This window comes from Agrobacterium sp. CMT1 (assembly GCF_037203725.1).
GTDB lineage: Bacteria > Pseudomonadota > Alphaproteobacteria > Rhizobiales > Rhizobiaceae > Agrobacterium > Agrobacterium pusense.
Map to the genome: position 1 here is coordinate 134,147 of NZ_JBBCAR010000002.1, position 25,666 is coordinate 159,812.

Annotated in this window: 22 protein-coding genes and 1 tRNA gene; 6 read left to right on the forward strand and 17 right to left on the reverse strand. The window is 59.3% G+C overall.

Translation table 11 applies throughout. The annotated features are described in order from the left end of the window. Window positions 1-104: 104 nt before the first annotated feature. Window positions 105-1,730 (forward strand): glucose-6-phosphate isomerase, encoded by a 1,626-nt coding sequence (gene pgi / locus WA845_RS03315; RefSeq protein ID WP_022555553.1) that lies wholly within the window; start codon window positions 105-107, stop codon window positions 1,728-1,730. Between the two features lie 87 nt (window positions 1,731-1,817). Then, window positions 1,818-2,687, forward strand: coding sequence for an ornithine carbamoyltransferase (locus WA845_RS03320; RefSeq protein ID WP_112555928.1), 870 nt, complete (start codon window positions 1,818-1,820; stop codon window positions 2,685-2,687). Window positions 2,688-2,702: 15 nt separating this feature from the next. On the opposite strand, the gene WA845_RS03325 is transcribed toward WA845_RS03320, so the two are convergent. From WA845_RS03325 to WA845_RS03405, 17 genes are all read right to left on the reverse strand, one after another. Continuing rightward, window positions 2,703-3,431 carry an alpha/beta hydrolase-fold protein gene (locus WA845_RS03325; protein ID WP_112555931.1) on the reverse strand — a complete coding sequence of 243 codons (729 nt, stop codon included), beginning with the start codon at window positions 3,429-3,431 and terminating at the stop codon, window positions 2,703-2,705. Next, complete coding sequence (locus WA845_RS03330) at window positions 3,428-4,393, reverse strand: acetylxylan esterase (RefSeq protein ID WP_037089593.1); 966 nt, start codon at window positions 4,391-4,393, stop codon at window positions 3,428-3,430. The genes WA845_RS03325 and WA845_RS03330 overlap by 4 nt, the downstream gene beginning before the upstream one ends. A 125-nt stretch (window positions 4,394-4,518) precedes the next feature. Then, on the reverse strand, window positions 4,519-5,445 hold the full coding sequence (locus WA845_RS03335; protein ID WP_112555933.1) for a carbohydrate kinase family protein: 927 nt from the start codon (window positions 5,443-5,445) through the stop codon (window positions 4,519-4,521). A 98-nt stretch (window positions 5,446-5,543) separates the two neighbouring features. Then, entirely contained in the window at window positions 5,544-6,242 is a 699-nt protein-coding gene (locus tag WA845_RS03340) for an orotate phosphoribosyltransferase (protein ID WP_004439706.1), read from the reverse strand. A gap of 147 nt (window positions 6,243-6,389) precedes the next feature. Then, a complete protein-coding gene (gene pyrC, locus WA845_RS03345; RefSeq protein WP_004439702.1) occupies window positions 6,390-7,427 on the reverse strand; it encodes a dihydroorotase in 1,038 nt (345 codons plus the stop codon). 112 nt (window positions 7,428-7,539) lie between these two features. Then, on the reverse strand, window positions 7,540-8,577 hold the full coding sequence (locus tag WA845_RS03350) for a 4-hydroxyproline epimerase (RefSeq protein WP_112555935.1): 1,038 nt from the start codon (window positions 8,575-8,577) through the stop codon (window positions 7,540-7,542). 124 nt (window positions 8,578-8,701) lie between these two features. After that, window positions 8,702-10,024 carry an alpha/beta hydrolase gene (locus WA845_RS03355; protein WP_004439698.1) on the reverse strand — a complete coding sequence of 441 codons (1,323 nt, stop codon included), beginning with the start codon at window positions 10,022-10,024 and terminating at the stop codon, window positions 8,702-8,704. A 187-nt stretch (window positions 10,025-10,211) separates the two neighbouring features. Further along, window positions 10,212-11,708: a succinate CoA transferase gene (locus WA845_RS03360; protein ID WP_112555937.1), complete on the reverse strand. Its 1,497-nt coding sequence runs from the start codon at window positions 11,706-11,708 to the stop codon at window positions 10,212-10,214. Window positions 11,709-12,003: 295 nt separating this feature from the next. After that, window positions 12,004-12,804 carry a phosphodiesterase gene (locus WA845_RS03365; RefSeq protein WP_108081805.1) on the reverse strand — a complete coding sequence of 267 codons (801 nt, stop codon included), beginning with the start codon at window positions 12,802-12,804 and terminating at the stop codon, window positions 12,004-12,006. A 63-nt stretch (window positions 12,805-12,867) separates the two neighbouring features. Next, window positions 12,868-14,160, reverse strand: coding sequence for an extracellular solute-binding protein (locus WA845_RS03370; RefSeq protein WP_112555939.1), 1,293 nt, complete (start codon window positions 14,158-14,160; stop codon window positions 12,868-12,870). Between the two features lie 42 nt (window positions 14,161-14,202). Continuing rightward, on the reverse strand, window positions 14,203-15,024 hold the full coding sequence (locus WA845_RS03375; protein WP_004439691.1) for a carbohydrate ABC transporter permease: 822 nt from the start codon (window positions 15,022-15,024) through the stop codon (window positions 14,203-14,205). Continuing rightward, window positions 15,024-15,950, reverse strand: a complete 927-nt coding sequence (locus tag WA845_RS03380; protein ID WP_035206712.1) for a carbohydrate ABC transporter permease — start codon at window positions 15,948-15,950, stop codon at window positions 15,024-15,026. Before WA845_RS03380 ends, WA845_RS03375 begins: the two co-directional genes overlap by 1 nt. Beyond that, entirely contained in the window at window positions 15,947-17,092 is a 1,146-nt protein-coding gene (locus WA845_RS03385) for an ATP-binding cassette domain-containing protein (RefSeq protein WP_162719256.1), read from the reverse strand. Before WA845_RS03385 ends, WA845_RS03380 begins: the two co-directional genes overlap by 4 nt. Window positions 17,093-17,291: 199 nt before the next feature. Further along, entirely contained in the window at window positions 17,292-18,104 is an 813-nt protein-coding gene (locus tag WA845_RS03390) for a class I SAM-dependent methyltransferase (RefSeq protein WP_112555941.1), read from the reverse strand. Window positions 18,105-18,287: 183 nt separating this feature from the next. Beyond that, window positions 18,288-18,364 (reverse strand) — tRNA-Arg (locus WA845_RS03395). Between the two features lie 217 nt (window positions 18,365-18,581). Further along, window positions 18,582-20,000 carry an ATP-binding protein gene (locus WA845_RS03400; protein WP_006698926.1) on the reverse strand — a complete coding sequence of 473 codons (1,419 nt, stop codon included), beginning with the start codon at window positions 19,998-20,000 and terminating at the stop codon, window positions 18,582-18,584. Window positions 20,001-20,244: 244 nt separating this feature from the next. After that, window positions 20,245-22,299 carry a methyl-accepting chemotaxis protein gene (locus WA845_RS03405; protein WP_112555943.1) on the reverse strand — a complete coding sequence of 685 codons (2,055 nt, stop codon included), beginning with the start codon at window positions 22,297-22,299 and terminating at the stop codon, window positions 20,245-20,247. Between the two features lie 351 nt (window positions 22,300-22,650). Here WA845_RS03405 and rpmH point away from each other — a divergent pair, with 351 nt between their 5' ends. Genes rpmH through yihA form a run of 4 tightly spaced genes read left to right on the forward strand, consistent with a single transcriptional unit; the run spans window position 22,651 to window position 25,659 of the window. Further along, a complete protein-coding gene (rpmH, locus tag WA845_RS03410; protein WP_003493611.1) occupies window positions 22,651-22,788 on the forward strand; it encodes a 50S ribosomal protein L34 in 138 nt (45 codons plus the stop codon). A 35-nt stretch (window positions 22,789-22,823) separates the two neighbouring features. Next, entirely contained in the window at window positions 22,824-23,207 is a 384-nt protein-coding gene (gene rnpA / locus WA845_RS03415; RefSeq protein WP_004439680.1) for a ribonuclease P protein component, read from the forward strand. Further along, complete coding sequence (gene yidC / locus WA845_RS03420; protein WP_004439678.1) at window positions 23,207-25,009, forward strand: membrane protein insertase YidC; 1,803 nt, start codon at window positions 23,207-23,209, stop codon at window positions 25,007-25,009. Before rnpA ends, yidC begins: the two co-directional genes overlap by 1 nt. Then, window positions 25,006-25,659, forward strand: a complete 654-nt coding sequence (gene yihA, locus WA845_RS03425; protein ID WP_004439676.1) for a ribosome biogenesis GTP-binding protein YihA/YsxC — start codon at window positions 25,006-25,008, stop codon at window positions 25,657-25,659. The genes yidC and yihA overlap by 4 nt, the downstream gene beginning before the upstream one ends. Window positions 25,660-25,666 lie beyond the last annotated feature (7 nt).

Here is a 25,666-nt window from a genome sequence, read left to right on the forward strand (position 1 = left end):
TCGAGCCGGGTGACCGGCTCTTTTCTTTTATCGAAGCCGCCTTGATTTGGCCGCCTGAAAAAGAATAGTTTCCTCATCCTTCCACGGAAGCCGAGGAGCACGAGATGCAGGCCACCATCGAAAAACTGAAAGCAACGGCGAGCAGCACAGCCGCAACCGATCTTCGCGCCGCCTTTGCGGCCGATGACAAGAGATTCAGCCGTTTCAGCGCCAAGTTCGATGACCTGCTGATGGATTATTCCAAGTGCGCCGTGAATGAAGAGATCGTCACGCTTCTCGAACAGCTTGCACAAGAAGGCGGCGTCGAGGCCAAGCGCGAGGAGATGTTCTCCGGCAAGGCGATCAATTTCACCGAAGACCGTGCCGTCCTGCATACCGCGTTGCGCAATCGCGCCAACACGCCGGTTCTCGTTGACGGCAAGGACGTGATGCCCGATGTGAACGCGGTTCTGTCTGCCATGGGCAAGTTTGCCGATGCCATCCGTTCCGGTTCGCTGAAGGGCGCGACCGGTAAAAAGATTACCGATGTCATCAATATCGGCATTGGCGGTTCCGACCTCGGCCCGGTCATGGCAACGCTGGCGCTGGCACCTTTCCATGACGGCCCGCGGGCGCATTTCGTCTCGAACATTGATGGCGCGCATATCGCCGATACGCTGAAGCTCATCGACCCCGAGACGTCGCTCTTCATCGTGGCGTCGAAGACCTTCACCACCATCGAGACGATGACGAACGCCGCCACGGCGCGCCGCTTCATCGCCGAAAAGCTGGGTGAAGACGCCGTCAAGCATCACTTTGCCGCGGTTTCCACAGCGCTGGACAAGGTTACCGCCTTCGGCATCGAAAGCGACCGCATCTTCGGTTTCTGGGACTGGGTTGGCGGCCGTTACTCGATCTGGTCTGCCATCGGGCTGCCGCTGATGATCGCCATCGGTCCGGATAATTTCGGCAAGTTCCTGGATGGCGCCCACGCCATGGATCGCCACTTCCGCGAAGCGCCGGTCCGTGAAAATCTGCCGATGTTGCTCGGCCTGATCGGTTTTTATCACCGCAACGTACTGAATTACCCGACGCGGGCAATCCTGCCCTATGACCAGCGGCTGTCGCGTTTCCCGGCTTATCTGCAGCAGCTGGACATGGAATCGAACGGCAAGGGTGTGACCATCGACGGCACGCCGGTCGAAGGCCAGTCTGGCCCGGTTGTCTGGGGCGAGCCCGGCACGAATGGTCAGCACGCCTTCTATCAGCTGATCCACCAGGGCACGAGCGTCATCCCGGCGGAATTCATGATCGCAGCCAACGGTTTCGAGCCCGAACTGCGCCACCAGCACCAGCTTCTCATCGCCAATTGCCTGGCGCAGTCGGAAGCGCTGATGAAGGGACGGACGCTGGCTGAGGCAAAAGCCCAGCTCACCTCCAAGGGCGTGGATGACAGACATGCGGATTTCATTGCGCCGCACCGTGTCTTCACCGGCAATCGTCCGTCCATCACCTTCGTCTACGACAAGCTGACGCCATTCGCGCTTGGCCGCCTGATCGCGCTTTACGAACATCGCGTCTTCGTTGAAGGCGTGCTGTTCCGCATCAACTCCTTCGACCAATGGGGCGTGGAGCTTGGCAAGGAACTGGCGACCGGCCTGCTTCCGGTCGTCGAAGGAAAGGAAAGCGCCGCTGGCCATGACAGCTCTACGCAGGGCCTGGTGAAGGCGCTGGCGGGTCTGGCGGGGTAAATCCAGGCACTGCAATTTACGAAAGCCGGAGGGCGACTTCCGGCTTTTTTCAATGCAGCGTTGATCGAATGTCATTTGGAGGTGCATATGTCGTTCCGGCCGGGCAGAGACTTTCTGGAGTTTCACAACCTGAGTGCGGACGCGATCTTCTCGATCATCGACCGCGCGTGCGCTCTGGCCGAGGACTGGTTACAGGGCACGATGCCACAGACGCTCAAGGGAAAACGTGTCGGGCTGATCGTTGACGACACCGGCTGGCGCAATACCGCCGCCTTTGATCTCGGTATCCAGGCGATGGGCGGCACCTGCGTTACCGTTCCGATCAACTTTAACGGCCGAGAAGAGATTGCCGATCTGGCTGGTTATCTCGACAATTGGTTCGATCTTTTGATTATCCGCACGAAGGAACTCTCGACACTCCGGGCACTTGCAGCCGACATGCGCGCACCTGTCATCAACGCGCGGACAAAATTCAATCATCCATGTGAAACGCTTGGTGATTTGGCCTATGTGAAAAGCCTGAGGGGCCAGAAAGCCGGCCTCAAAATCGTCGGCGTAGCACCGGACGCCAATATTTTACGCTCTTGGATCGAAGCCTCGATTTCCCTGCCCATTCAGGTCACGCAGGTTTACCCGGATCAATGGCACGTCACGGATGCCGCGCTCATCAATCCGAACTTCCGGGCAAGCACGGACATGGACGAGCTACTGGATGCGGATGTGGTCATTACCGATTCCTGGCCGTCCGACGCCAATCATTATCTGGCCGATTATCGTATATCCGCGTCCCTTCTCGACAGGATGCGGCCTGATGTGATTTTTTTGCCCTGTCCGCCAGTCTCGCGTGGCCAAGAGGTGACCGCGGACGCAATGGCCCATCCGGCCTATCAGAGCCGGTCGGCAAAAGCTTTTCTTCTACATGCCCAGAATGCCCTGATGGAATTTCTTCTCGCCTGAGGCGGGGCTCCAGCCTCAAATATAAAGGGCCGCCATCTTGCGCCACGCACCCGCCCGATGCGCGCGGCCTTCCCATACATGCATCTGGTGCCCCACCTGCTTGCCTGAAAGCACGCGGCTTAAGTGGTGATTGTTGTCCAGAAAGGGGTCTGCATCGCCAATGGTGAAGACCATGTCGATGCGGCGCAGGTGATCGAGCCGCCATGGGCAGTTTAACCCGGGAAGAAAGTGGCTCGGCATGTGGAAATAGACGTCATCGTCATAATAGCCGTCGAATAGATCACCGAAAGACTCCACCTCCATCGTCAGGTCATAGCGGCCGGAAAAAGCGACGAGTTTGGTGAAGAGATGCGGGTGACGGAAGACGAGGCTGGCGGCCTGAAAGGCACCGAGGCTGCAGCCCTGCACGATGGTGCTGCCGTGCGGATTTTTCTCTGACATCAGCGGCAGCACTTCGCCCAGAATATAGGCCTCGAGTGCGGCGTGACGTCGGAGACGGTCGGCGGGATGGTTGTGGCCCGCGTAGAAACTTTCCCGTGCCAGACCCTCGATACAATAAAGCTGGAGGTGGCCGGCCTCCAGCTTGTGGGAAAGACTTCCGACGACGCCCAACTCCTCATATTCGAAGAAGCGCCCGTCGCGTGTCGGGAACATCAGCACCTTCGCGCCGGCATGACCGAATATCAGGAGTTCCATATCGCGATGGAGCCTGTGACTATACCAGCGGAGATATTCGCGTTTCATGGCACCTTGAAAAACCGTCTGACCTTGTCCTTATGGACCGCATCTTGCGATGCGCTGTCAGGGTAATCGAAATGCCCGGCGTCGAGGATGAAGATTTCATTAAATTTTGACGGCGGCAAAGCGTTGGCCACCGCGAACTGGCAGGGCGGCGCCACGGCTGGATCAAAAAGCGCAGGCGCAATCAGCATGGGCACGCTTATGCGGGCGGCCGCGCAGGCCGCATCGAAGAGGCGCAACGTTTCAAGAACATGGGCGTGCGTCTTCGCATAGGTCTGGACGGCGTCCGCGCTGCCGACCGTTGGCAGCGTCAGCCAGAACGGTCGGTGGCCGAAGGTCGGCACGACGAGATGGCCGCGGTCGATACGCTTATCATAAGGGATCGCAAGAGCGCCGATACCACCCCCGAAGCTGATTCCGCTATAACCCACCTGCCCTTCCAGCCAGGGATAAAGGCTGACGAGCGTCGAGACCGCGATCCAAAGGTCATCGACACAGCCTCCGATAATATAATCGTCTTTCCGCTCGATATTATAGAGAACGTGAAGGGCCGGATCGGATGAAATCGGCGGACAGGCACTCAGCGACAGTCCACGAAAGCAGGGAAACAGCACGGCTGTCTCTTCCACCGACACATCGAAATCAGGCTCGCCGCGCCCGCCATAACCGTGGCCGACGACCAGGCCGCGGCGGACCTGTCCTTCGCGCGGCAACAGCAGCCATCCACCGATACGGAAACCGTCGGTGGAGGTGTAGGTCAGATCGAGGACCTGCCAACGGGGATCGCTCAGCTTGCTCCGGCGCAGCACCGGGCGCGGATCAGTGGCGAGCGCGCGGCGATAGCGCTTCTCCCAGAAGTCATCGAAACCGGGTGGCGCTTCCGGGGGCGTGATGGCAAGCAACTGCTCGCGTTGCATGCCGTAGGTCGGGTCGAAATCAAAGGGATGGGCTGTTGAAACACTCATGCGACGCTTGTTTCTCGAAAAAACAGCAGACACAAGCTTGATAATACCGAAATAACGGTTTTTCACGATTTTGGCGGCGTGATGCGTGTTGAACCATCTTTTCAAAATGGTTCAACCCTAACCCATCACAAGCCGATTTCGTGCGCAAAAGGCGGATTGGCGCCAGCGCGCGAAACGGTGACTGCCGCCGCCTTTGCACCGAGCGCAAGCGCCTTTCTGATCTGCTCTTCCGTCAGTGACGCCACCTGCGCCTTGGTCAGCAGGCCCTGCATTTTCAGCGACGCAAGAATGCCGGCATCAAAGGTGTCGCCCGCACCGACGGTGTCCACCACCTCCACGCGTTCAGAAGCAACTTCGACCTTCAGGCCGGTCGTATAGCCAACGGCACCTTTCGCACCGCGGGTGACGACGACCAGCTTTGCGCCATGGTGCAGCCAGTGGCGGGCAAGCGTGTCCTCATCCCCTTCCAGACCGAACCAGGCAAGGTCCTCATCCGAGAACTTGACGATATCGGACATGGCGGCCATGCGGCGGATGCGGGCCATATGCGACTGCTTGTCCTTGATGAAGCCAGGGCGGATATTGGGATCGAGCGAGATGACACGGCTTTCATGCTCGCGCGTCATCAGCGCTTCATAGGTGCTGCCGCAGGGCTCGGGGATGAGGCTGATGGCTCCGAAATGCAGCGCTTCGCAATCGGCACCCAGCGCCGGAAGCTCGGCTTCGGTAATCATCCGGCCGGCGGTGTTCTCGTCATAGAAGGCATAGGTCGCGTGGCCGTCGACCAGCTTTACGAAGGCGATGGTGGTGGGGCGCGAAAGAGTGGCGCAATAGCTGAAATCCACGTTGCTGGCGCGCAGGGTTTCCCGCAGGATATCGCCCATCATGTCATCTGAAAGACCAGTGAAAAAGGCGGAGGGAACGCCGAGACGTCCCAGCGCGATGGCCGTGTTGAAGACCGCACCGCCTGCATAAGGGGCAAAACCCGCCTCTCCCAGCGTTGTCTGCCGGGGCAGCATGTCGATCAGGGCTTCACCACAACACAGGATCATTACGGTCCTCCTCAAAACAGCAAATCAAATGGACTTAAATCGATTTAGACGAAGATGGATCGGAAGGCCAGCCACAAGCTGGCCACCCGCATCCGAAATCAAGATTGCGGCAATTCGCTGACACCGCCGCGCTTTGCCGACCAGGGCAGCGGGTTATCGAGGAAGGCTTCAACCTCGGAGAGGGTCTTTTCATCGAACAGTTTTTCAGCCCGGGCAACGGCTAGAACATCGCGCCAGGTCGTCAGGTAATGCAGCTTAACATTGCCGTTGGCAAAGCGTGCTTCCGCCTCCTGGAAGATGCCGTAATAGAAGAGTGCGATGCCGTGATCGACGATGCCGCCCGCCGCACGGATGGCGTCGATAAAGGTAAACATCGAGCCACCTGCGGTCGTCAGATCCTCGATGACGAGAACGCGGGCACCCTCGGGCATATGTCCTTCGATCTGGGCATTGCGGCCATGGCCTTTCGGCTTCTTTCGGCAATAGATCATCGGCAGGCCGAGGCGCTCGGCAAGGAAAGCGGCGAAGGGAATGCCCGCAGTTTCGCCGCCGGCCACACAGTCAAACTTCTCGAAACCGGCCTCACGCAGGACAGCCGCCGCCGCAAAATCCATGGCTGCGGAGCGAATGCGCGGGAAGGAGATGAGCTTGCGCATGTCGATATAGACAGGGCTCTTCATGCCTGACGCGAAGGTGTATGGGCTTTCGGAATTAAAATGGACCGCCTTGATTTCCCACAACATTTTCGCAACCAGTTCCGCAACGACGGCGCGATCGGTGAATGTGAAGTGGTTCATAGGCGTTCTCCTTTTAGGCCTTGGTTTCTCGCTCCGAAAACCCGGATCGGTGTTCGGAAAGTACGCGTCTTTGTTCGGTATTTCGTGCGCCAGCCGAGGTGCCGGCGGACCATAACAAAACCGCCGGCAGTGCCGGCGGTCATAAAATCAGTTTACATCCCAATGAAGCGGGAACATCGGATCGAATACGGTCACCGGCCCGGCGCCCGTTTCGATCTTGGCGGGGAATGACACTGGCTCGTCGCGCTTGACCAGCGTGATCGTCTCCTCATTCGGCGCCAGACCATACCAGGCCGGGCCGTTGAGCGAAGCGAAAGCTTCCAGCTTGTCGAGAGCGTTTTCGTCCTCGAAGACATGGGCAAGGCAGCTCATCGTATTGATGGACGTGTAAATGCCCGCGCAACCGCAGGCGCATTCCTTCAGCGGGTCCACGTGCGGAGCGGAATCCGTGCCAAGGAAAAAGCGCGCGTCACCCGAGGTCGCGGCAGCCCGCAGCGCCAGCCTGTGCTCCTCGCGCTTGGCGACGGGCAGACAGTAATAATGTGGCTTGATGCCGCCAACCAGAATGGCGTTGCGGTTGATGATGAGATGATGCGTGGTGATCGAGCCGGCCAGATTGGCCTTGGAAGACTTGATATAGTCAACGCCATCGCGGGTGGTGATGTGCTCCATCGTCACCTTGAGCTCCGGCAGGCGCTGGCGCAGCGGTTCCAGAACCGTCTCGATGAAGACCTTCTCGCGGTCAAAAATATCAACTTCCGGCGTTGTTACTTCTCCATGCACGCAGAGGGGCAGGCCGATCTTCGCCATGCGCTCCAGAACAGGCATGGCCTTGTTAAAATCGCGCACACCGCCGTGGGAATTGGTTGTGGCACCGGCGGGATAAAGCTTTACAGCGGTAATCAGGCCGCTTTTCTTGCCCTCTTCCACGTCGTCGGCCTGCGTGTCCTCGGTCAGATAGAGCGTCATCAAGGGCTCAAAGCTGTCGCCCGCGGGAATGGCCTTGACGATGCGGTCGCGATAGGCGCGGGCATCTGCGGTGGTGACAACCGGCGGCACCAGGTTCGGCATGATGATGGCGCGGGCGAAATGACGGCTCGTATCCCCGATCACCCCCTCCAGCATGGCGCCATCACGAAGATGCAGGTGCCAGTCATCAGGGCGGCGCAGGGTGAGCGACTTCATCGGGATACCTCGGAGCATGATGGAATTGCGCCCGCTTAGCATCTTTTGTCGCGGGAAAACAGCCGCCCGACATGATCAGGCAGCCGTAAATGTCATTTTTTTGAAGCGCGCTTCAGATGTTGCCCGCTTCCGGACCCCAAACGTCGGTCATGGCAAAACCATCGGCCAACGGGTCGAAGGGGTCGAGGCCGACCTGATGCAGACCAAAGGTAAAGCCGCGCCCGGCAATCGTGGGAATGACGGCCGGACGGCCCGCAACTTCGGTGACGGCGGAAAGGCCGACATCAAATTCCGAACCGATGATCGAGCGGGATTTATACTCGTCGCCCACCTTCACCTTGCCGCGCGCATAAAGCGTGGCGAGATTGGCGGAATTGCCGGTGCCGCAGGGCGAACGATCCGCCCGGCCCGGCCACATGGTGGTGCAGGTGCGGATGGAGCCATCAGCGTCCACATCGCGGAACATCACATAGGCCACGCCCGATATGGCGGCAATTTCGGGATGCACAACGGTCATTTCGCGGTTGACCAGATCCTTAAGGATCATGCCCGCAGAGACCAGCTTCGCGGCATTGGCTTTTTCGATCGTTAGACCAATCTGACGCACATCCACCAGCGCATAAAAAATGCCGCCATAGGAGATGTCCATCGTTACCTTGCCCCATTGGGGCGTGTCGATGCTGACATCAAGCGCATGCACGAAAGACGGCACCATGGTCAGCTTGACCTTTTCGCAGCGCCCGTCGCAGCAGGTGGCCGTTGCCTTCACCAGACCAGCCGCCGTTTCCAGAATGATGACGGTTTCCGGTTCGTGCATCTCCACCATGCCGCTTTCCAGAAGCGCAGTCGTCGCGCATATGGAATTCGATCCGGAGCTGGCATGCGCCTGGTCCGGCTGAAGGATGACGAAGGCGGCGTGCGCATCCGGATGCTTCGGCGGCAGAAGCAGATTGACCGAGCCCATGGGCGTGCCGCGCGGCTCCAGCGTCAGGAAGCGACGAAGCGCCTCTCCCTTTGGGTCGGTATTCATCCAGTGAAGCTGTTCAGCCACTGTATTGCCGGGAATTTTCGGCGCGCCGCCGGTGACGACACGGCCGATTTCGCCTTCGCAATGAACATCGAGAAGCTGAAGGGTGCGTTTCCAACGCATGGGGTCTTACTCCGAAAAGGGTTGTCGACCGACCATATAGATAAAAATACAAGCTGTATACAAATCTGCGCCGCTCTGTGACAAAAAGCGCCTAGCGTTCCCGCTGCCCCTAACGCATCGCAGTTTAGCGATTGCGGCATTCCGCCCGGTTTCGATTGGCAGCGGCATCGCAGTTGATCCTTGACGACTGAAGCGCCTGATCGTCCACCACGGAGCCGGCCGTATCACCCACCGATCCCACGGTATTTTCCACCGAGCGGCCAAGCCGCTCCACCTGCCTGCCGTAGTTTTCCCGCGTGCGGGGATCGAACACAGCAATTGGCGCGCTGACCACAACGCTCGCTGCTGTTCCCACCGTCTGCGCGGCACCGATGCTGACGGCGCCCAAGGCTTCGCCCAGGCCGACATCGGAATCCGTCACGGTCTGGCCCGCGATGAGGCGGTCGCCGATCAGACGCACGACCTCCGGGCTTTCGGCAAACTTGCCGTGGTTCAGGCGGTCACCCGATTGCAGCTTCGTCAAATCGAGAACCGTGATACCGGCCTTCTCCAGCTGGCTGCTGTAAGGCTCAACGGAAGGATCGATCTGGCCAAGACGGTCAACATTGCCGGAAATGCGGCGCGACAGGCTGAGCGCGCGGTCATCCTGCGAAACGAAGAGCGTGAATTTCGGTGGTGTCTTGCCGAGGCTCGCGAACTGGCGGCTGAAGACATCCACGTCGAGATCAGGTGCTGCCAGAATAACGTTGCCGATCTTCGGATCGACGCGCCCATTGCGGATGGCCATCTGCCGCAACGCCTCCACCGCAAGCCAGGTGCCCATGGAGTGCGCCATGACCGTGACTTCACGGATGGATTTGTCTTTCGCCAGCCGCGTCAGCATCTCTTCCAGCGCGTCACGGGAATAGTTGGTGCTTTCCTTGTCGTAATTATAGTCGAAGATGCTGGCGCGTGACGGCCAGGTGAAGACGACGGGCACGACATCGGTTCTGGAATCATGGACGATCTGGGCAAATCGATAGACGGATTCCTCGTAGCGGTTGTTGAAACCATGCACGAAGACCAGCACGCGGCGGTCCTTTTCAATATGCCGGCCGATCCAGCTTCGCGTCTCGGCTTCGGAGCGAATGGGCTCGACCGCAACGGTAGTGAAATCCTTCAGCGGATTGGGCGGCAGCTTCTTCGGCCACTGCACCTGTCCGACCTTGCGGTTGGCGTCTGGCGGTATCGAGACGGTGACCGCGTCGACCTTCAGCCCCGTACCCCGCTCGCCGCCGAAAAGAACCGCAGGATTGTCAGACGGCGCGCGTGTCGTCGCGACAAGGAGATTCACCGGCGTCGTACCGGCCACTGTTTGTCCCGTTGGCGTCATCACTCCGATCGGCCGCCCGCCGCAACCGGCAAGCAGGGCAACAATCGCGATCATGGCGACGAAGCGAATGGGCATTACATCACTCTCCTGCAACCCTGAGGCAGCCGGGTCGCTGCCGAGAGAGAGGATTTTCTACCGGAGGCGGAACTGACGCGCCAGCAACCACAGCGAAGTGGCGGATGATTTCCATCCCGGTGTGTCCAAACGGACCCAATTTCGCGTGGGCGCGTCCGATACCTCAGGCTGGATTCCTGATCCGCCGCTATTTCTGCGGCAGCATGGTGCCCCTTTCACGCAGGGCGCCATGCCACGAAAGCGCTTCTTCCATGAGATGCGGCGTGTGCCCTCCCCGCGAGACTGCCCGCTGGAAATAGTCCGTTAGCGCATCACGATAGGCCGGATGCACGCAGTTCTCGATGATGACCGCCGCGCGTTCACGAGGCGCAAGGCCACGAAGGTCGGCAAGGCCCGTCTCGGTCACGAGGATATCGACATCATGTTCGGTGTGATCGACATGGCTGACCATGGGAACGACGCTCGATATGGCGCCGCCTTTGGCGATAGACTTGGTGACAAAGATGGACATATAGGCATTTCGGGCAAAATCCCCCGAGCCGCCGATGCCGTTCATCATATGCGTTCCCCCGACATGGGTCGAATTGACGTTTCCGTAAATATCGAATTCCAGCGCCGTGTTGATGCCGATGATACCGAGGCGACGGATAACTTCGGGATGATTGCTGACCTCCTGCGGGCGCAGAATGAGCCTGCTTTTATATTCGGCCAGACGCGGCATGACCCGCTCATTCATGGCGGAGGACAAGGTGATCGACGAACCCGACGCGAAAGTCAGCTTGCCCGCATCGAAAAGTTCGAATGTGGAGTCCTGCAGTACCTCCGAATACATTTTGAGATCGTGAAACGGCGTATCAATGAAACCGTGCATCACAGCATTGGCGATCGTGCCGATGCCGGCCTGAAGCGGCTGAAGTTCGTGGGTCATACGGCCTTGACGCACCTCGTTCAGCAAGAATTCAGTGAGGTGGCCGGCAATGGCCCTGGTTTCATCATCCGGCGGCAGCACTGTCGAGAAGCTGTCGCTCTTGTCACTCAGGACAATAGCGGCGATTTTTTCCGGCGGCACCGGAATGAAGGGCAGTCCAACACGGCTATCCGTCGCCACCACCGGGATGGGCATGCGGGTCGGACGTTTTGCGGGAATGAAGATGTCGTGCAGCCCCTCCAGCACCTCGGGCTGGGACAGGTTGATCTCGACGATCACCTTATCGGCCAGGATGGCGAAGCTCGCGGAATTGCCAACGGAGGTGGTGGGCACGATGCCACCTTCAGCCGTGATCGCCACGGCTTCAACGATGGCGATATCGGCGCCGTGAATCTGACCGCCGCGCAATTGCTCGACGGTCTCGGAGAGATGCTGGTCAATGAACATGACCTTGCCGTCATTGATCGCCTTGCGCAAAGCCGGATCGGACTGGAACGGCATGCGACGCGCCAGCATGCCCGCCTCGACCATGGTCTTGTCGAGATCATTGCCCAGCGATGCCCCCGTCATCAGGGTGATTTTCATGGGATGCAGCTTGGCATGCTCCGCCAGCGCCAGCGGCACCGCCTTGGCCTCGCCGGCACGCGTGAAGCCACTCATGCCCACAGTCATGCCATCCCGAATGAGACTGGCGGCCTCTTCGGCACTGACGATCCGGTTCAAAAGGGACGCGTTGCGAATACGCTTTTCGAGCATGCACTTCTCCATGATCTGCAATCACGATGGCACGGCATTCGGCTGGCCACCTATTCGGCGACTATGGCGTGCAGTTTCATCGATGAAACTGACATAGATCAAGGGCAAGAAGGGAACCATCACTTCTGCGTATCAAATCCCGTTCAGCGACAATAAGTGACGCATCGGCGCGACAGGCTGGCAGGCCCTCACACCATGCCGGCCCTGCGATCGGCAGGAGACTTCCGTTACGCCGTGATCGGCGAGGAGTGACGAGGCCTTGTTCGCGTCATCGCAGTGAGGAAAAAGCAACTCGTCAGGGGCCTTCGCAGACAGGCGCCCGCCCAAGCACGACCTGCCCCACTTCCACATCATAGGCACGCAGGCCGAACGCGCCGAGGCTTATGACCCGGTAACAGGGATTGCCGCCCGTCCACAGGGGATCGACAACGTCAATATCAGTGATAAAGCGATGCGCGCAGGCCTGACCGGAACTATAAGCGATGCCTTCGGCCGTCGTGCCTGCCATTGGCACATGGATATGGCCAAAGATGATGTGACGCACACCGGCCGGGTGAGCGACGAGCCGGCGCATGACAGCCCCGTCATCATGCATGCCGATATGTTCAAAATGGCGGATGCCACAATCCATCGGCGGGTGGTGAATGAAAACCGTCACGGGCAACTCGCCCGCGCTTTCCAGCGTGCTCTCCAGCCATGCCAGACGATCCTCACCATACATGCCGCCTATGACATCGGCTTCATGGCTGTCCAGAAACAGCAAACGACCAAAATCGGTGTCGATGAAGGACTGGATGTAACCGTTATCGTCGCGCGGCTGTTCGGGAAAGGCGGCCACGAATTCCGGGCGGCGATCGTGATTGCCGAGCATCAGCCGCACCGGCATGGAGGCCGACGCGAGGATGCCGCGGAGCAGCCCGTAGGCTTCCGGCTCACCGTAATTGCAAAGATCGCCCGTCATGACAAGAAGATCGGCGTCGGCGTGTTTTTCAACGATATCAGCGATTGCCGCGCGCAGCTGCTTTTCCGGGTCGACGCCATTTATGGCGACGCCGGGCAGCAGAAGATGGGTATCGGTGATCTGGATAATCTTCATTTGGGGCTTCCTGCGCAAAATGGCTGCGGGAACGGATTTCCCGCAGCCTCTCGATGGTGCTGATTATTTCAGCAGGGCGTTGGTCTGCTCGACGATCTGCTTGAGACCGGCTTCCGGCGTCACCTCACCGCGCATGACGGTGCCAATGATGTCACGCTGGGTGCGCCAGATGCGGACGGAATCGCCACCGGGGTAACCGGCCCAGGGCAGAGAACGGTCAGCCTGAAGCGAAGCGGTTTTCACATTCGGGTTCTCGACGTAATAAGGAGCGAGGAAGTCCGGGCCGGTTGCCAGCTTGTTGGTCGGCAGGTAACCGGTGATGCGAACGATGGTGTTCTGCGCTTCCGGACCGGTGATCCACTTCAGGTATTTCCAGGCAGCATCCTGCTTGGCCTTGTCCTGCGTCAGGATAACGGCAGAGTTACCGCCGGTCGGAACGCCGCCCTTTTCCTTGTTGTCCAGCGGAAAGGTCGCCGTCTTCAGCTTGAAGCGATCGCCAACCAGACCCTGGATCGTCTGAACGTGAGCGGGCGTCGAGAAGATGAAGCCGGTGAGGCCTGCACCGAACTGCTGGCGCGACTGATCCCAGTCGAGCAGGTTCTGGCCACCTTCGGTGACGAACTGGCGGGTCATCTTCAGGGCGTTGAGGCCGATCTCGTTGTCGAAGGCAACGGTCTTGGTCTTCTCGTCAACGAGCTTGCCGCCCTGCTCGACAATGAGCGCCTGCCACAGCCAGTCATCCGGCCAGCCGTTGATGTCGTAGCTCATGCCAGCGAACTTGGGGTCGAGAGCCTTGATCTTCTTGGCAAGAGCGATGAGCTCCGCAAAGGTCGTCGGCATCTTGTCCGGGTCGCCGCCGGCCTTGGTGACGAGGTCCGAGTTGATGTAGATGATCGGCGAGGAAGCGTTGACCGGCAGACCATACTGCTTGCCGTCGATCTGGCCGAGTGCCGCCATCTTCGGGCTGTAGTTCTTGTCGAGGAAAGCCTGACCGCCTTCGGCCTGAATGAACGGGCCGAGATCGGTGATCTGGTTGCGCGGTGCGAGCGTGTGCACCAGTTCCGCCGTCAGATTGTAGCCCGAGAAATAAACGTCGGGCAGATTACCGGTAACGGCAGAGCGCAGAACCTGCTGCTGGCCTTCGTTATAACCGGCGGCCGGAGCGAGGAAGTTTATCTTCACGTCCGGGTTCTTCTTCATGAATTCATCGGCCAGCGGCTGATGGAATTTCGTGAAGCCCGGCAGGTTGTAGAGAACATTGAGCGTGATTTCGTTGGCGAAAACCGGCTGAGCGAGGCCCGCAAGAGCCATGCCAAGGGCCAGACCGCCCATCACAGCGCGTCGGTTTAGTTTCATGTCAGTCTCCAGAGAGGTTGGGAGGAGGAAGTCTGAACGGCGTCACTTGACGCCGGTCATGGTAATACCGGCGATGAAATGCCGCCGTGCCAGGAGGAAGCACAGCACCATCGGCGCGGTAATCAGTGTCGCGCCCGCCATCAGCGCGCCGTAATTTGCGCCGGATTCAACATCGGCGAAAAACATCATGCCAAGCGGCGGTGGCGCGAGATTGGTGTCAGAGATAACGATCATCGGCCAATAAAGGTCGTTCCAGTGGGCGACGAGCGAAAAGACCGAGAAGGCGGCGAGTGAAGGCAGCGAACCACGCAGCACAAGCCCCCAGCAGATCTCCATTTCAGAGAAGCCGTCCATGCGTGCCGCTTCGATGATTTCATCCGGATAGCTGCGGAAGGACTGATTGAACAGGAAGATGGCGAAGACGGAGAGAAAGAAGGGCATCATCATCGCGAAATAGGTGTTCAGCAGCTCCGTCTTTGCCAGACCGACGAAAAGCGGCAGGGCAAGGGCCTGGATGGGAACGCAGAGCGCGGCGACGACCAGGCCAAGAAGCAGCTTGCGGCCCGGGAACCGCAGTTTCGCCAGAGCGTAGGCCGCCGGCACAGATGTCAGTATCTGGACGACGAGAATACCGACGCAGACGATGACGCCATTGAGCATGAAGCGTGCCATGGGCACTTGCCCGGCTGCACGGGTGTAATTATCGGCCGCGTCGAATTTCTCAGGGATCGGCCAGAGCGAAACGTTGAATATTTCCGCCGGCGAACGGATTGACGTCAGCACCATCCAGTAGAACGGCAGGAGCATCAGGAAAGCGCCGAGCGCCAACACAAGATGCGGAAGATATTTGCGGAGTGCGGCCATCAATAATGCACCTTCCGGTCCATATGCAGCGTCTGGCCGATCGAAAGCACCAGTACGATTGCGAGGAAGATCACCGTCAGCGCGGCGGCATAACCGGTGTTGGAATACTCAAAACCTTCGAGATAGAGATCGAACAGCAACGTCTCTGATCCGAAACGGCCCTTGGTCAGCACTGCCACCGTCTCGAACACCTTGAAGGCAGAGATGGAGGTGGTGACCACAACGAACATGGTCGTCGGTCCGAGCATCGGCCATGTCACCGTCAGGAAGCGGTCCACCGGGTTCTTCGCGCCATCGAGACGCGCCGCCTCGTGCAAATCCTTCGAAATGGCGGTGAGACCGGCAAGGAACAGCACCATGTTGAAGCCGAGTATCTGCCAGACGCCCATCAGCGCCATGGTAGGGATAAGGAGAACGGGGTTGGAGAGGAAAGCGACGGGTTCGAAGCCCATCCACTTGATCGCCGCATTCACCGGGCCGAGCGATGGATGGAGCAGGAATTGCCAAACGGTCGCCATGGCCACCAGCGTTGCGGTGACCGGAAGGAAGTAAGCTACTTCCCAGAAGGCGCGGCTGCGCTTGCGATTATAGACAAGCAAGGCTACGCCGAGCGCCAGAAACACGCCGAAGGGAATGACGATGGCAGCGTAGATGGCCGTATTCGTCAAAGCACGCAGGAAAACCGGATCCTGAAACGCCTTGACGAAATTTCCCAGTCCCACAAAGCGCGTGGACAGCGCGCCAAGCTGATAATCCGTGACGGAAAACCCGGCGAGAACGAGCATCGGCACGATATAGATTGCCAGAAGCAGCAAGCTTGCGGGTGCCGCAAAGATCAGGCCGCGCCGGATCATCCGCCGGTCGGCCTTTGAAAGCCGCGGGCGAGCGCTGGCACGCGCCGCGCCAGAAAAATCAACCGCCGTCATGCCGGCACCTGCTCGCGAACGGTCACCTTGCGGCGGAGACCATCGGCGGCGAAAAGATGCGCGCGCTCCGGCACAAAACCGAGGGTCATGACGCCATTCGCATCAGCGCCAAGCGTTTCGCCGGCACCCTGTCGCAGGGTTATGGCCACCGTCTCATCACTTAAAAGACGGCAACTCACGAAGCGGTCTGCGCCATGGGTTTCGCTGCGGACCACGCGCACGGCCAAACCTTCCGCGCCGGGACGCAGATCCTCTGCGCGAACACCAAGCGTTGCGGGACCGGCGTCGCGGCCCGCGGCTTCGAGACCAAGATCCCGGGCGAAAGCCGTCACCTTGCCGCTGGCGGCGATTTCGACCGGCAGCAGATTGATGGAGGGCGTGCCGATGAAGCGCGCGACGGTGAGCGTGGCGGGCTTGCGGTAGAGTTCATCCGGCGTGCCAAGCTGCTCGATACGACCTTCAGACATCAACGCGACACGGTCGGACATCGTCATGGCTTCGATCTGGTCATGGGTGACATAGATGAAAGTCGCGCCGAGCCGCCGGTGCAGGCCTGCCAGCTCTTCGCGCATGTGGGCGCGAAGCTTCGCATCAAGATTGGAGAGCGGTTCGTCCATGAGGAAGGCGGCCGGCGAACGCACCAGTGCCCGGGCAAGCGCAACACGCTGACGCTGGCCGCCGGAAAGCTGCGCCGGCTTGCGATCCAGCAGATGCGCGATCTGCAGCGTCTCGGCCGCCTGCTCGACGGCTGCTTCGATCTCTCTCACCGTTTCGGCCGGCGCCGCAAACCGCCCGATCAGCGGTAGCCGCGCGGCAAAGGGCAAACGCCGCATCCTAAGCGGCGTCGCGATGTTCTGGCGCACGCTCATATGCGGATAAAGGGCGTAGGACTGGAACACCATCGCGAGATTACGGTCGCTCGGATCGATCTCGGTCACGTCCTGTCCGCCGATGGACACCGAACCGCGATCCGGCGTTTCGAGCCCCGCTATGATGCGCAGCAGCGTGGACTTGCCACAGCCCGACATGCCCACCAGGGACAAAAACTCTCCGGGGCGGATGGAAAGATCGATCTCTTTCAGAACATCGTCGGCGCCGAAGCCTTTGCCGATGCCCGAAAGTTCAAGTGATTGTGGCGTCATTCTGCGCTCCTTTTCTGAAGCGCATATGCTTATATTGTATGACAATATGACGAAGGTTTGAGGAAAGTTCGATGACACGCGAAAGCCCGGAAATCTTGGACAATCGGAAACCGCGATGAATGGGCCTTTACTCAAAACCACTAATATTGATGGTATTTCCGCGCTTGTCCGTGAACCGAAAATCGCTGGGGGCGCAGACTTATAATGCGGCGAGAATCACATGCGCCTGAATTTTGCCGGTAACCTCACCGCTGCCATGGCGGGCTTCAATGGCTGCGGTGACGTAATCTGTCGCAGCATCCAGTGTTCCGGGGGCCCTTGCCTCGATTTCCGTGCGCAGAACCGTTCCCTGGCAATAAGCGACCGCCGGAACACGGGGCGAAGCGGCCCGACTTTGCGCCGCCACCGTCTCGATCGTCACCCGGGAAAACCCCGCGTCCTCCAGTTCGCGGCGGATCGCGGCCACATCATGATAACCATGCGGGGTGCGTGCCAGGAAGCGGGGTGGATCATCGGGAAACAGGCGCGCCAACGCGTTTGTCACTTCATCTGCGAAGTGGTTTTCCCCGATGCGATCCCAGACATTGAATAAATAATGCCCGCCGGGCTTCAGCACCCGCTTTGCCTCACGATAGGCCGACGGCCGATCACCGAAGAACATTGCGCCGAACTGACAGAAGACAAGATCAAAGACAGCGCTTGCAAAAGGCAGGAGCTGGGCATCGGCCTGTTGCCATTTTATGCGGTGATCCGGTGCCTGCTGCGACGCGGCGAAGTCGAGCATAGGTTGATTGAGATCGGTCACCACATAGCTGGCGGCAGGCAATAGTCGGGACGTGAGTTCGCGCGTGACGGCGCCGGTTCCTGCAGCGACCTCCAGAATATCAACCGGCATCAATGCCGCCGCCCGCCGCGCCAGATCAGTGGCGAAAGGTGCGAAAATCAACGGCACCATATAGCGGTCGTAATTTTCCGGAATCGACCCCGCAAATACCTTATCCGCTTCCAGCATGGCTTTCACCCCGAGCCATCTCACGATCGGATGATTTTAACATATATTCGGGATGTGTGGAATTCGTTCGGTCCTGCCGCGTGCCAGAGGGGCCGAGGAATCTGGCGGAATGGACTTGCTCATCCAAGCCGCATACGAGGCTAGAAATATCGCGTGTTTCAATGCTTGTTTTTAAGAAGGAAATGGCGCACCCGAAGAGATTCGAACTCCTGACCCCCAGATTCGTAGTCTGGTGCTCTATCCAGCTGAGCTACGGGTGCGTGCCGTTCCGGTCGTTTCCGGTGGCGTGGCGATCCTCTAAAACGTCCTCATTCCGATTGCAAGCGATTTTGCTTCGAAATTGTCATTTTTCCGCAGCAATTCAATTATCGCGTTGAAAATAAACGACATTCCTAAACGTGCGTTTTCGAGAGCGCGTGAGCCGCATATCATCCAGCGGGTATGAAGGCTGCGCTGGACGATCCGGGTGGGGGCCTTTCAGGCGGTTCTTGCCGCCTGCACCGTCGTGGCGCGATCGGCGATTTCGATGCGGAACTGCGTGCCGGGGCCCGGCTTCTCGACAAGCGCGATGGTGCCGCCGTGGGCCAGCACCAGTTCGCGGGCGATGACCAGGCCGAGCCCTGTGCCGCCGGAACGGGCCGAGCCCCTGAAGGCGGAAAACAGGTTCTCCTTGGCCTTCCGCGGCATACCCGGACCGTTATCGTCGATCACGATGCTGACAACGCTGCCGGCCCTCTGACCCGAGATTGAAAGATACCTCGGCGCGGCATTGGCGGCATCGGATTGCAGGGCCTGGACGGCATTGCGACACAGATTGTGGATTACCCGGAATAGCTGCTCCGAATCCGCATCCACCGTCAACTCCGCGGGCACGCTGTCGCGGAATTCAATACCGCTGTCCGGCTCCAGCGCCAGGATATCGCGCACGTCCCGCACCAGAAGGCTCAACTGCACCATCTTGCGTTTCGGCGCACCTTCCGTCGCCTGGCCATAGGCCAGAACTTCGCCGGTGTAGGCAACGGCACGGTCGATGGTACGCAGCAGTTTCGGCGCGAAGCTTCGCACCATCGGGTCCTTTGCGTCCACCAGACGGTCAGACATCAACTGCGCGGATGAGAGGATGTTGCGCATGTCGTGGTTTATCTTCGAGACGGCGAGGCCGAGATCCACGAGGTTTTTCTGTTGCCGCAGCGTTTTCTGCAGTTCCGTCTGCATATCGGCGAGATGACGCCCGGCAACGGCCAGCTCGTCCGTTCCCTCCTCCGGCACGAAAATCCGCTCCGGGTTGCCAGGATCTTCCGAAAAATTCTGCATGCCGAGCGTCAGCCGGCGTATCGGCCGTATCATGATGCGGTTGATGGAGATGAAAATGAGGCCGGCGGTGATCAGCGACAGAACGATGGAAATGAGGAACACATTGCGGGCATAGGCCAGCATGGCAGCCCTGAGCTTGTTCTCGCCCAGCACCAGTTCGATGATGGTGTCGCTGTCGCCAACGACATCGAAAACGCGAATGACGCGGTTACCGCCAAACAGCAGGGTGGAAAAGGCATCGCGTACTGCGGCCACCTGCGACACATCGGAAAGATCATATTGCTCATCGACGCCGGGCGGGGTTTCCGCAGCCGCCAGCAGCCGCGACGTACCGTCCTTGCGCAGGGCTATCAGTTTTGCCCCTGTCGCCATCAGGGTATCGTTCTGCACACTTCGCGGCAATTCGGCCTGCAGTCCGTCAATCACCGCGCCGGCCGCGGCAGCCGTATTCAGACGATCCCTTAACCAGGACAGGCGCATATTGGCGACGGAAGGCACGAAGATGAGCACTTCCGCGATCATGACAAAAATGACCGTGAGCAACAGCAGCCGCCCGGAAAGACCGGCAGTCAATCCCGGCATGCCGTGCGCCGGATTGTCTTCCGTGCGGTCCAAGCTGTCTACGCCTTTAGAAAACACCGGGCCCTGATCCTGTATGCGCGCCGCCGCTTCGGTTGAACGGCTCGGTTTATATGCACCAACGATAATAGGACCTAACGGATTTTTTTCCAATGCGCTGCGACGCAAGGTTTTCATCGCAATAAAACAAACGCCGCCACAAGGCGGCGTCTGAAGCAAGAAGCGGCTTAGTTATCAGGTAACCCCGTCAGAATTCCTGCCAGTCCCCCTGCGCCGGCGCTACGGCTGGCTGAGCGCTGAGTGCCCGGCTGACGCTGTTCATCAATTTGCGCGCCGGAGAAGCCACCGCCGTCGTTCTGTCTGACACTGCAACGGGCCGCATGGGCTGCGCGGCGCGGGCCGGACGCGACACGGTCTCGGCGCGAAGGTTCCGCTGAACACCATCCGCGCCGACATTGAAGCGGGTCACCAGCGTGACAAGATGGTCCGCCTCGCTGCTGAGCTTATGGGTTGCGGCCGAGGTTTCCTCCACCATGGCGGCATTACGCTGTGTAACCTGATCCATCTGGTTAATGGCCGTATTCACCTCGTGCAGGCCTGTGGACTGTTCCTTCGCCGCGGTAGCTATGGAGTGGATATGCTCGTTGATCGCCAGGACGCGCGTTTCGATCTCACTCAAAGCGCTGCCGGTTCTCTGGACCAGCGATACCCCGCGCCCGACTTCCTCACCGGACTTGGTGATCAGCGCCTTGATGTCCTTGGCCGCCGTTGCCGAGCGCTGTGCGAGCTCACGCACTTCCTGAGCGACGACTGCAAAACCCTTGCCTGCCTCGCCGGCCCTGGCCGCTTCCACGCCCGCATTCAGGGCAAGGAGATTGGTCTGGAAGGCGATTTCATCAATAACATTGATGATCTGGCTGATTTCCCGCGACGCATGCTCTATACGGTCCATCGCCGAAACGGCATCGCGTACGACATTGGCGGATTCTTCGGTCTTCTGCTTGGTTTCAGCCACCATGGCGCTGGCTTCCTGGGCGCGGTCGGTGGAATTTCGGACGACGGCAGTGATCTCGTCCAGAGCGGCGGATGTTTCCTCGAGCGCCGCGGCCTGTTGTTCCGTTCGCCTGGAAAGATCATCGGCGGCCGAGCGCAATTCGCCGGCATTACCGCTGATACCCTCCGTGCTGCTGCGCACTTCGCGCATTGTTTCCCGCAGCTTGGCCAGCGTCTGGTTGACGTTCGACTGGAGTTCGGCGAACACGCCGCGGAACTCGCCATCCATCTTCTCCGTCAGATCGCCCCGCGCCAGACCTTCGATGACGCGGCTGGTCTCGGAGACACCATTGTCCACGCCGATGAGCAGGGCGTTGATCGTGGCTGCGAAACGGTTGAGGTTGTCGTCGCCATAATCCTTGTTGATACGGCGGCTGAAATCCCCCGCGGCGGCGGCATCGACGACAACGGCCATGCCGGCCTGCAGGTCGTCACTCTTGGCCCGCATGGCGGATTCCTGAGCGTTCATGCGGCGCACTTCGCGGCCATTGGTCTTGAAGACCTCGACGGCCGCGGCCATTTCGCCGATCTCGTCCTTGCGCCCAAGGTAGGGAACTGCCGCATCCAGATTTCCGTCGGCCACCTCGCTCATGACCTGGGATACCCGGCGGATCGGCGCACTCAGTTGACGCGTTCCGATATAGAGGCCGAAAGCAGCCCCCGCCCCCACGCCGGCGACAGTCACCGCGACAATTACCCAGAATATGGCAGTGCTGAAAGCGTCGACCCCCGCCTTGACGACTTCAAGCTCGGCAATGTCGTTTTTCACGATACTGTCGATCTCCGCCTGATAGGCCTTGCGATTGGCACGGTTTGCTTCGTTGTTGCCCTGCTGGCTCGCCGCCTGCGGCCCGCTTTCCTTAGCCAGCCGGACGGTCTCCAGGCGGAAAGTCCGGAATTCCTTCGAGCGGCCGGCAAGCTTGTCGAAACCAGCCTTCTGTTCCGCCGGCACGAGCGGTGCCCAGCTGGTAATGAGCTTGTCCATGGCGTCGAGGTTCTTGACCATGCCGTCGGCAAAGGGTGCGGCCGCAGCAATGTCCGCCGCTGCATAGATGCCACGCGCCTCCATGACGACTGCCGTTACCAGACGGTTGAGCGCCTCGCCCTTGTAAGCCCGTTCGGCCGCTTGTTCGAAATGGTGCGACCGAACCCAGAATTCGTTGATCGCATAGATGGACAGCCCGCCGATGGTACAGGCAACAAGGCTCATCAGCCCGACAAGTAGATTGATACGACCGCGAATTCTCAATTTCGTTCCCCCAACAAAAACCAGCTGCGCTATGAAAATGGGAAGCTGGCATAACTTTTCGCGTCACAAGATTTATCAATGCGGCCTTAAGAAAGAATTTCAGATTTTATCGATTGCGGATGGGAATCGGCCCTCATCGGCCGTAGACGAGAGAAATCGCGGTGCGTTTTCCGCAAAAGGTGAAGGGCGAAAACCCCTTCGGCAATTGACTTTGCTTGGCCTATGCCCTTATAAGCCGCGCACGCTCGGCCATTGAAAGCTCGCCCAGGCGGGTTTAGCCGTGCAAAAAACGAAACGCTCTTGCAAATAATTGCAAATTCAAGAAGGGCCGCACACCGCGGTATTAAATAAATGTCGAAGCGTACCTACCAACCGTCCAAGCTTGTTCGCAAGCGTCGTCATGGTTTCCGTGCCCGCATGGCTACTGCCGGCGGCCGCAAGGTTCTCGCAGCCCGCCGTGCGCGCGGCCGCGCTCGTCTGTCGGCTTAATTGCCGATCTGTGGCCCGATGAAAGTCGTGGGCACATGAGCGAGACTAAGAAAAGCCCCGGCCGGCTTAAAAACCGGTCGGAGTTTCTTGCCGTTCAGGCAGGTGAAAAACGGCGGGGAAGCACCTTTCTTCTGGAAGTGCTTGATCGGAAATCCCCGGAAACCGAGCCTCGCGTCGGTTTCACCGTAACAAAAAGACAAGGCAACGCGGTCGAGCGAAATCGCATGCGCCGCCGTCTGAAGGAAGCCGTCAGGCTTTCTGCCGGGGTCGCAATGAAGCCCGGTCATGACTATGTGATTGTCGCCCGCAGGGATGTGCTTGATACGGCCTTCCCGAAACTTCAGTCTCTCCTTGCCGAGCGCATTGAAGGAACGGCGAAACCGAAACGGTCCCAGGAGACCCGCTCCAGGAAAGAATGATGGAAAAGAACCGCAATTACTTCATCGCGATAGCCCTTTCGGTTGTCATCGTCCTCGCCTGGCAATTCCTTTACATGAATCCGCGTATCGAGCAGCAGCGCCGCGCCGAAGAGGCCCGCCAGGCGCAGCAGCAGACCACGCAGCAACAGCAGCCGGCGCCGGGCGCCGCACCAGGTGCTGCCGTTGAAGGCGCACCGCCCGCCTCCTCACCGCAGACTGCCGCAACGGCGACCCGCGAAGAGTCGATTGCAAGAACCCAGCGTGTGGCCATCGACACCAATGCCATCGCCGGCTCGATCAATCTCACCGGCGCCCGCTTCGACGACATCCGGCTCAAGGACTACCATGAGACCGTCGATGACTCGAGCCCGATCATCACGCTGTTCTCGCCCGCTGACACCAAGGACGGTTACTTCACCGAGCTCGGTTACGTTGCAGCGCAGGAAGTCGGCGGCGTTCCAGGTCCGACCACCGTCTGGACGCTCGCAAGCGGCGACAAGCTGACGGAAAACACGCCCGTCACCCTCACCTACACCAATGCCAAGGGTGTGATTTTCTCCCGTACGGTTTCGATCGACGAGCATTACATGATCTCGGTCGCCGACAAGGTTGAGAACCCCGGCCAGGCGGCCATCTCCTTCGCCACCTATGGCCGCGTGACGCGTAACAACAAGCCCGCAGTTCCCCCGGTCTTCGTCATCCATGAAGGTTTTCTCGGCGTTTCGGGCAAAGATGGCAGCCTGACGGAAGAAAAGTACAAGGACGTCGAAGAAGCACCGGTAACGGTTGCAAAGGCGACCGGCGGCTGGCTCGGCATCACTGACAAATATTGGGCTGCGGCCATCGTTCCGCCCCAGACGACGCCATTCGAAACCCGTTATTCGCACATCACCGGCAATCAGCCGAGCTATCAGGCAGATTTCAAGAGCGACCCGATGACGGTCGAGCCCGGCCAGTCGATCGAGCTGAAGAGCCTTGTTTTCGCTGGCGCCAAGGAAGTGCCGCTGGTTGACCGTTACGAGACGACCTACGCAATTCCGAAGTTCGACCTTCTGATCGACTGGGGCTGGTTCTACTTCATCACCAAGCCGATGTTCAAAATGATGGATTTCTTCTTCCGTTATTTTGGTAACTTCGGCGTAGCGATCCTGCTCACCACCATCGTCGTCAAGGCCCTCTTCTTCCCGCTCGCCAGCAAGCAATATGCTTCCATGGCGAATATGAAGCGCGTGCAGCCGAAGATGGAAGAGCTGAAGGCCAAGCACGGCGATGACCGCATGGCCATGCAGCAAGCGATGATGCAGCTCTACAAGGAAGAAAAGATCAATCCTGTTGCCGGCTGCTGGCCGATGCTGCTGCAGATCCCGGTCTTCTTCGCGCTCTACAAGGTCATCTACGTCACCATCGAAATGCGGCACGCGCCGTTCTTCGGCTGGATCCACGACCTTTCCGCGCCGGACCCGACATCGCTGTTCAACCTCTTCGGCCTTCTGCCTTACGACGTGCCGCACTTCCTGATGATCGGTGTCTGGCCGCTTGTCATGGGCATCACCATGTTCCTGCAGATGCGCATGAACCCAACGCCGCCCGATCCGACACAAGCGATGATCTTCAACTGGATGCCGCTGATCTTCACCTTCATGCTGGCCTCCTTCCCGGCCGGTCTGGTCATCTACTGGGCATGGAACAATACGCTCTCCATCACCCAGCAGGCGGTCATCATGAAGCGCCAGGGCGCCAAGATCGAGCTGTTCGATAACATCAAAGGGCTGTTCAAGCGAAAGCCGGTGCAATCGAAATGAGTGAAACCGGCGCGGCAACCGAAAAGCCACTATTCGGACGACCCTGGATTTTCATTCGCGGCGTCCCCGCGATGAAATTCCTGCCGCCTGAAGGGCCGCCGGAAATTGCCTTCGCCGGTCGTTCGAATGTCGGCAAGTCCTCGCTCATCAATGCGCTGGTGGGCCACAAAGGGCTTGCCCGCACCTCCAACACGCCGGGACGCACCCAGGAACTGAATTATTTCGTTCCCGATGGTTACTCCGGTGCTGAGGGCGATCTTCCGCCTATGGCGTTGGTCGACATGCCCGGTTATGGTTATGCGCAGGCCCCCAAGGATCAGGTCGATGCCTGGACGAAGCTCGTCTTCGATTACCTCCGCGGCCGTGCGACGCTGAAGCGCGTCTACGTGCTGATCGATTCCCGCCACGGCGTGAAAAAGAATGACGAGGAGGTTCTGACCCTCCTCGACAAGGCGGCTGTGTCCTACCAGATCGTGCTGACGAAGACGGACAAGATCAAGGATGCCGGCGTGCCGCGGCTGATTGGCGAAACGCTTGAGAAAATCCGCAAGCGCCCTGCCGCCTATCCGGAAGTTCTCGCCACGTCCTCGGAAAAATCAGTCGGGCTGGATAACCTGCGGGCCGAGATCATCAGAACGATCTCTCTTTGAGAGGCGT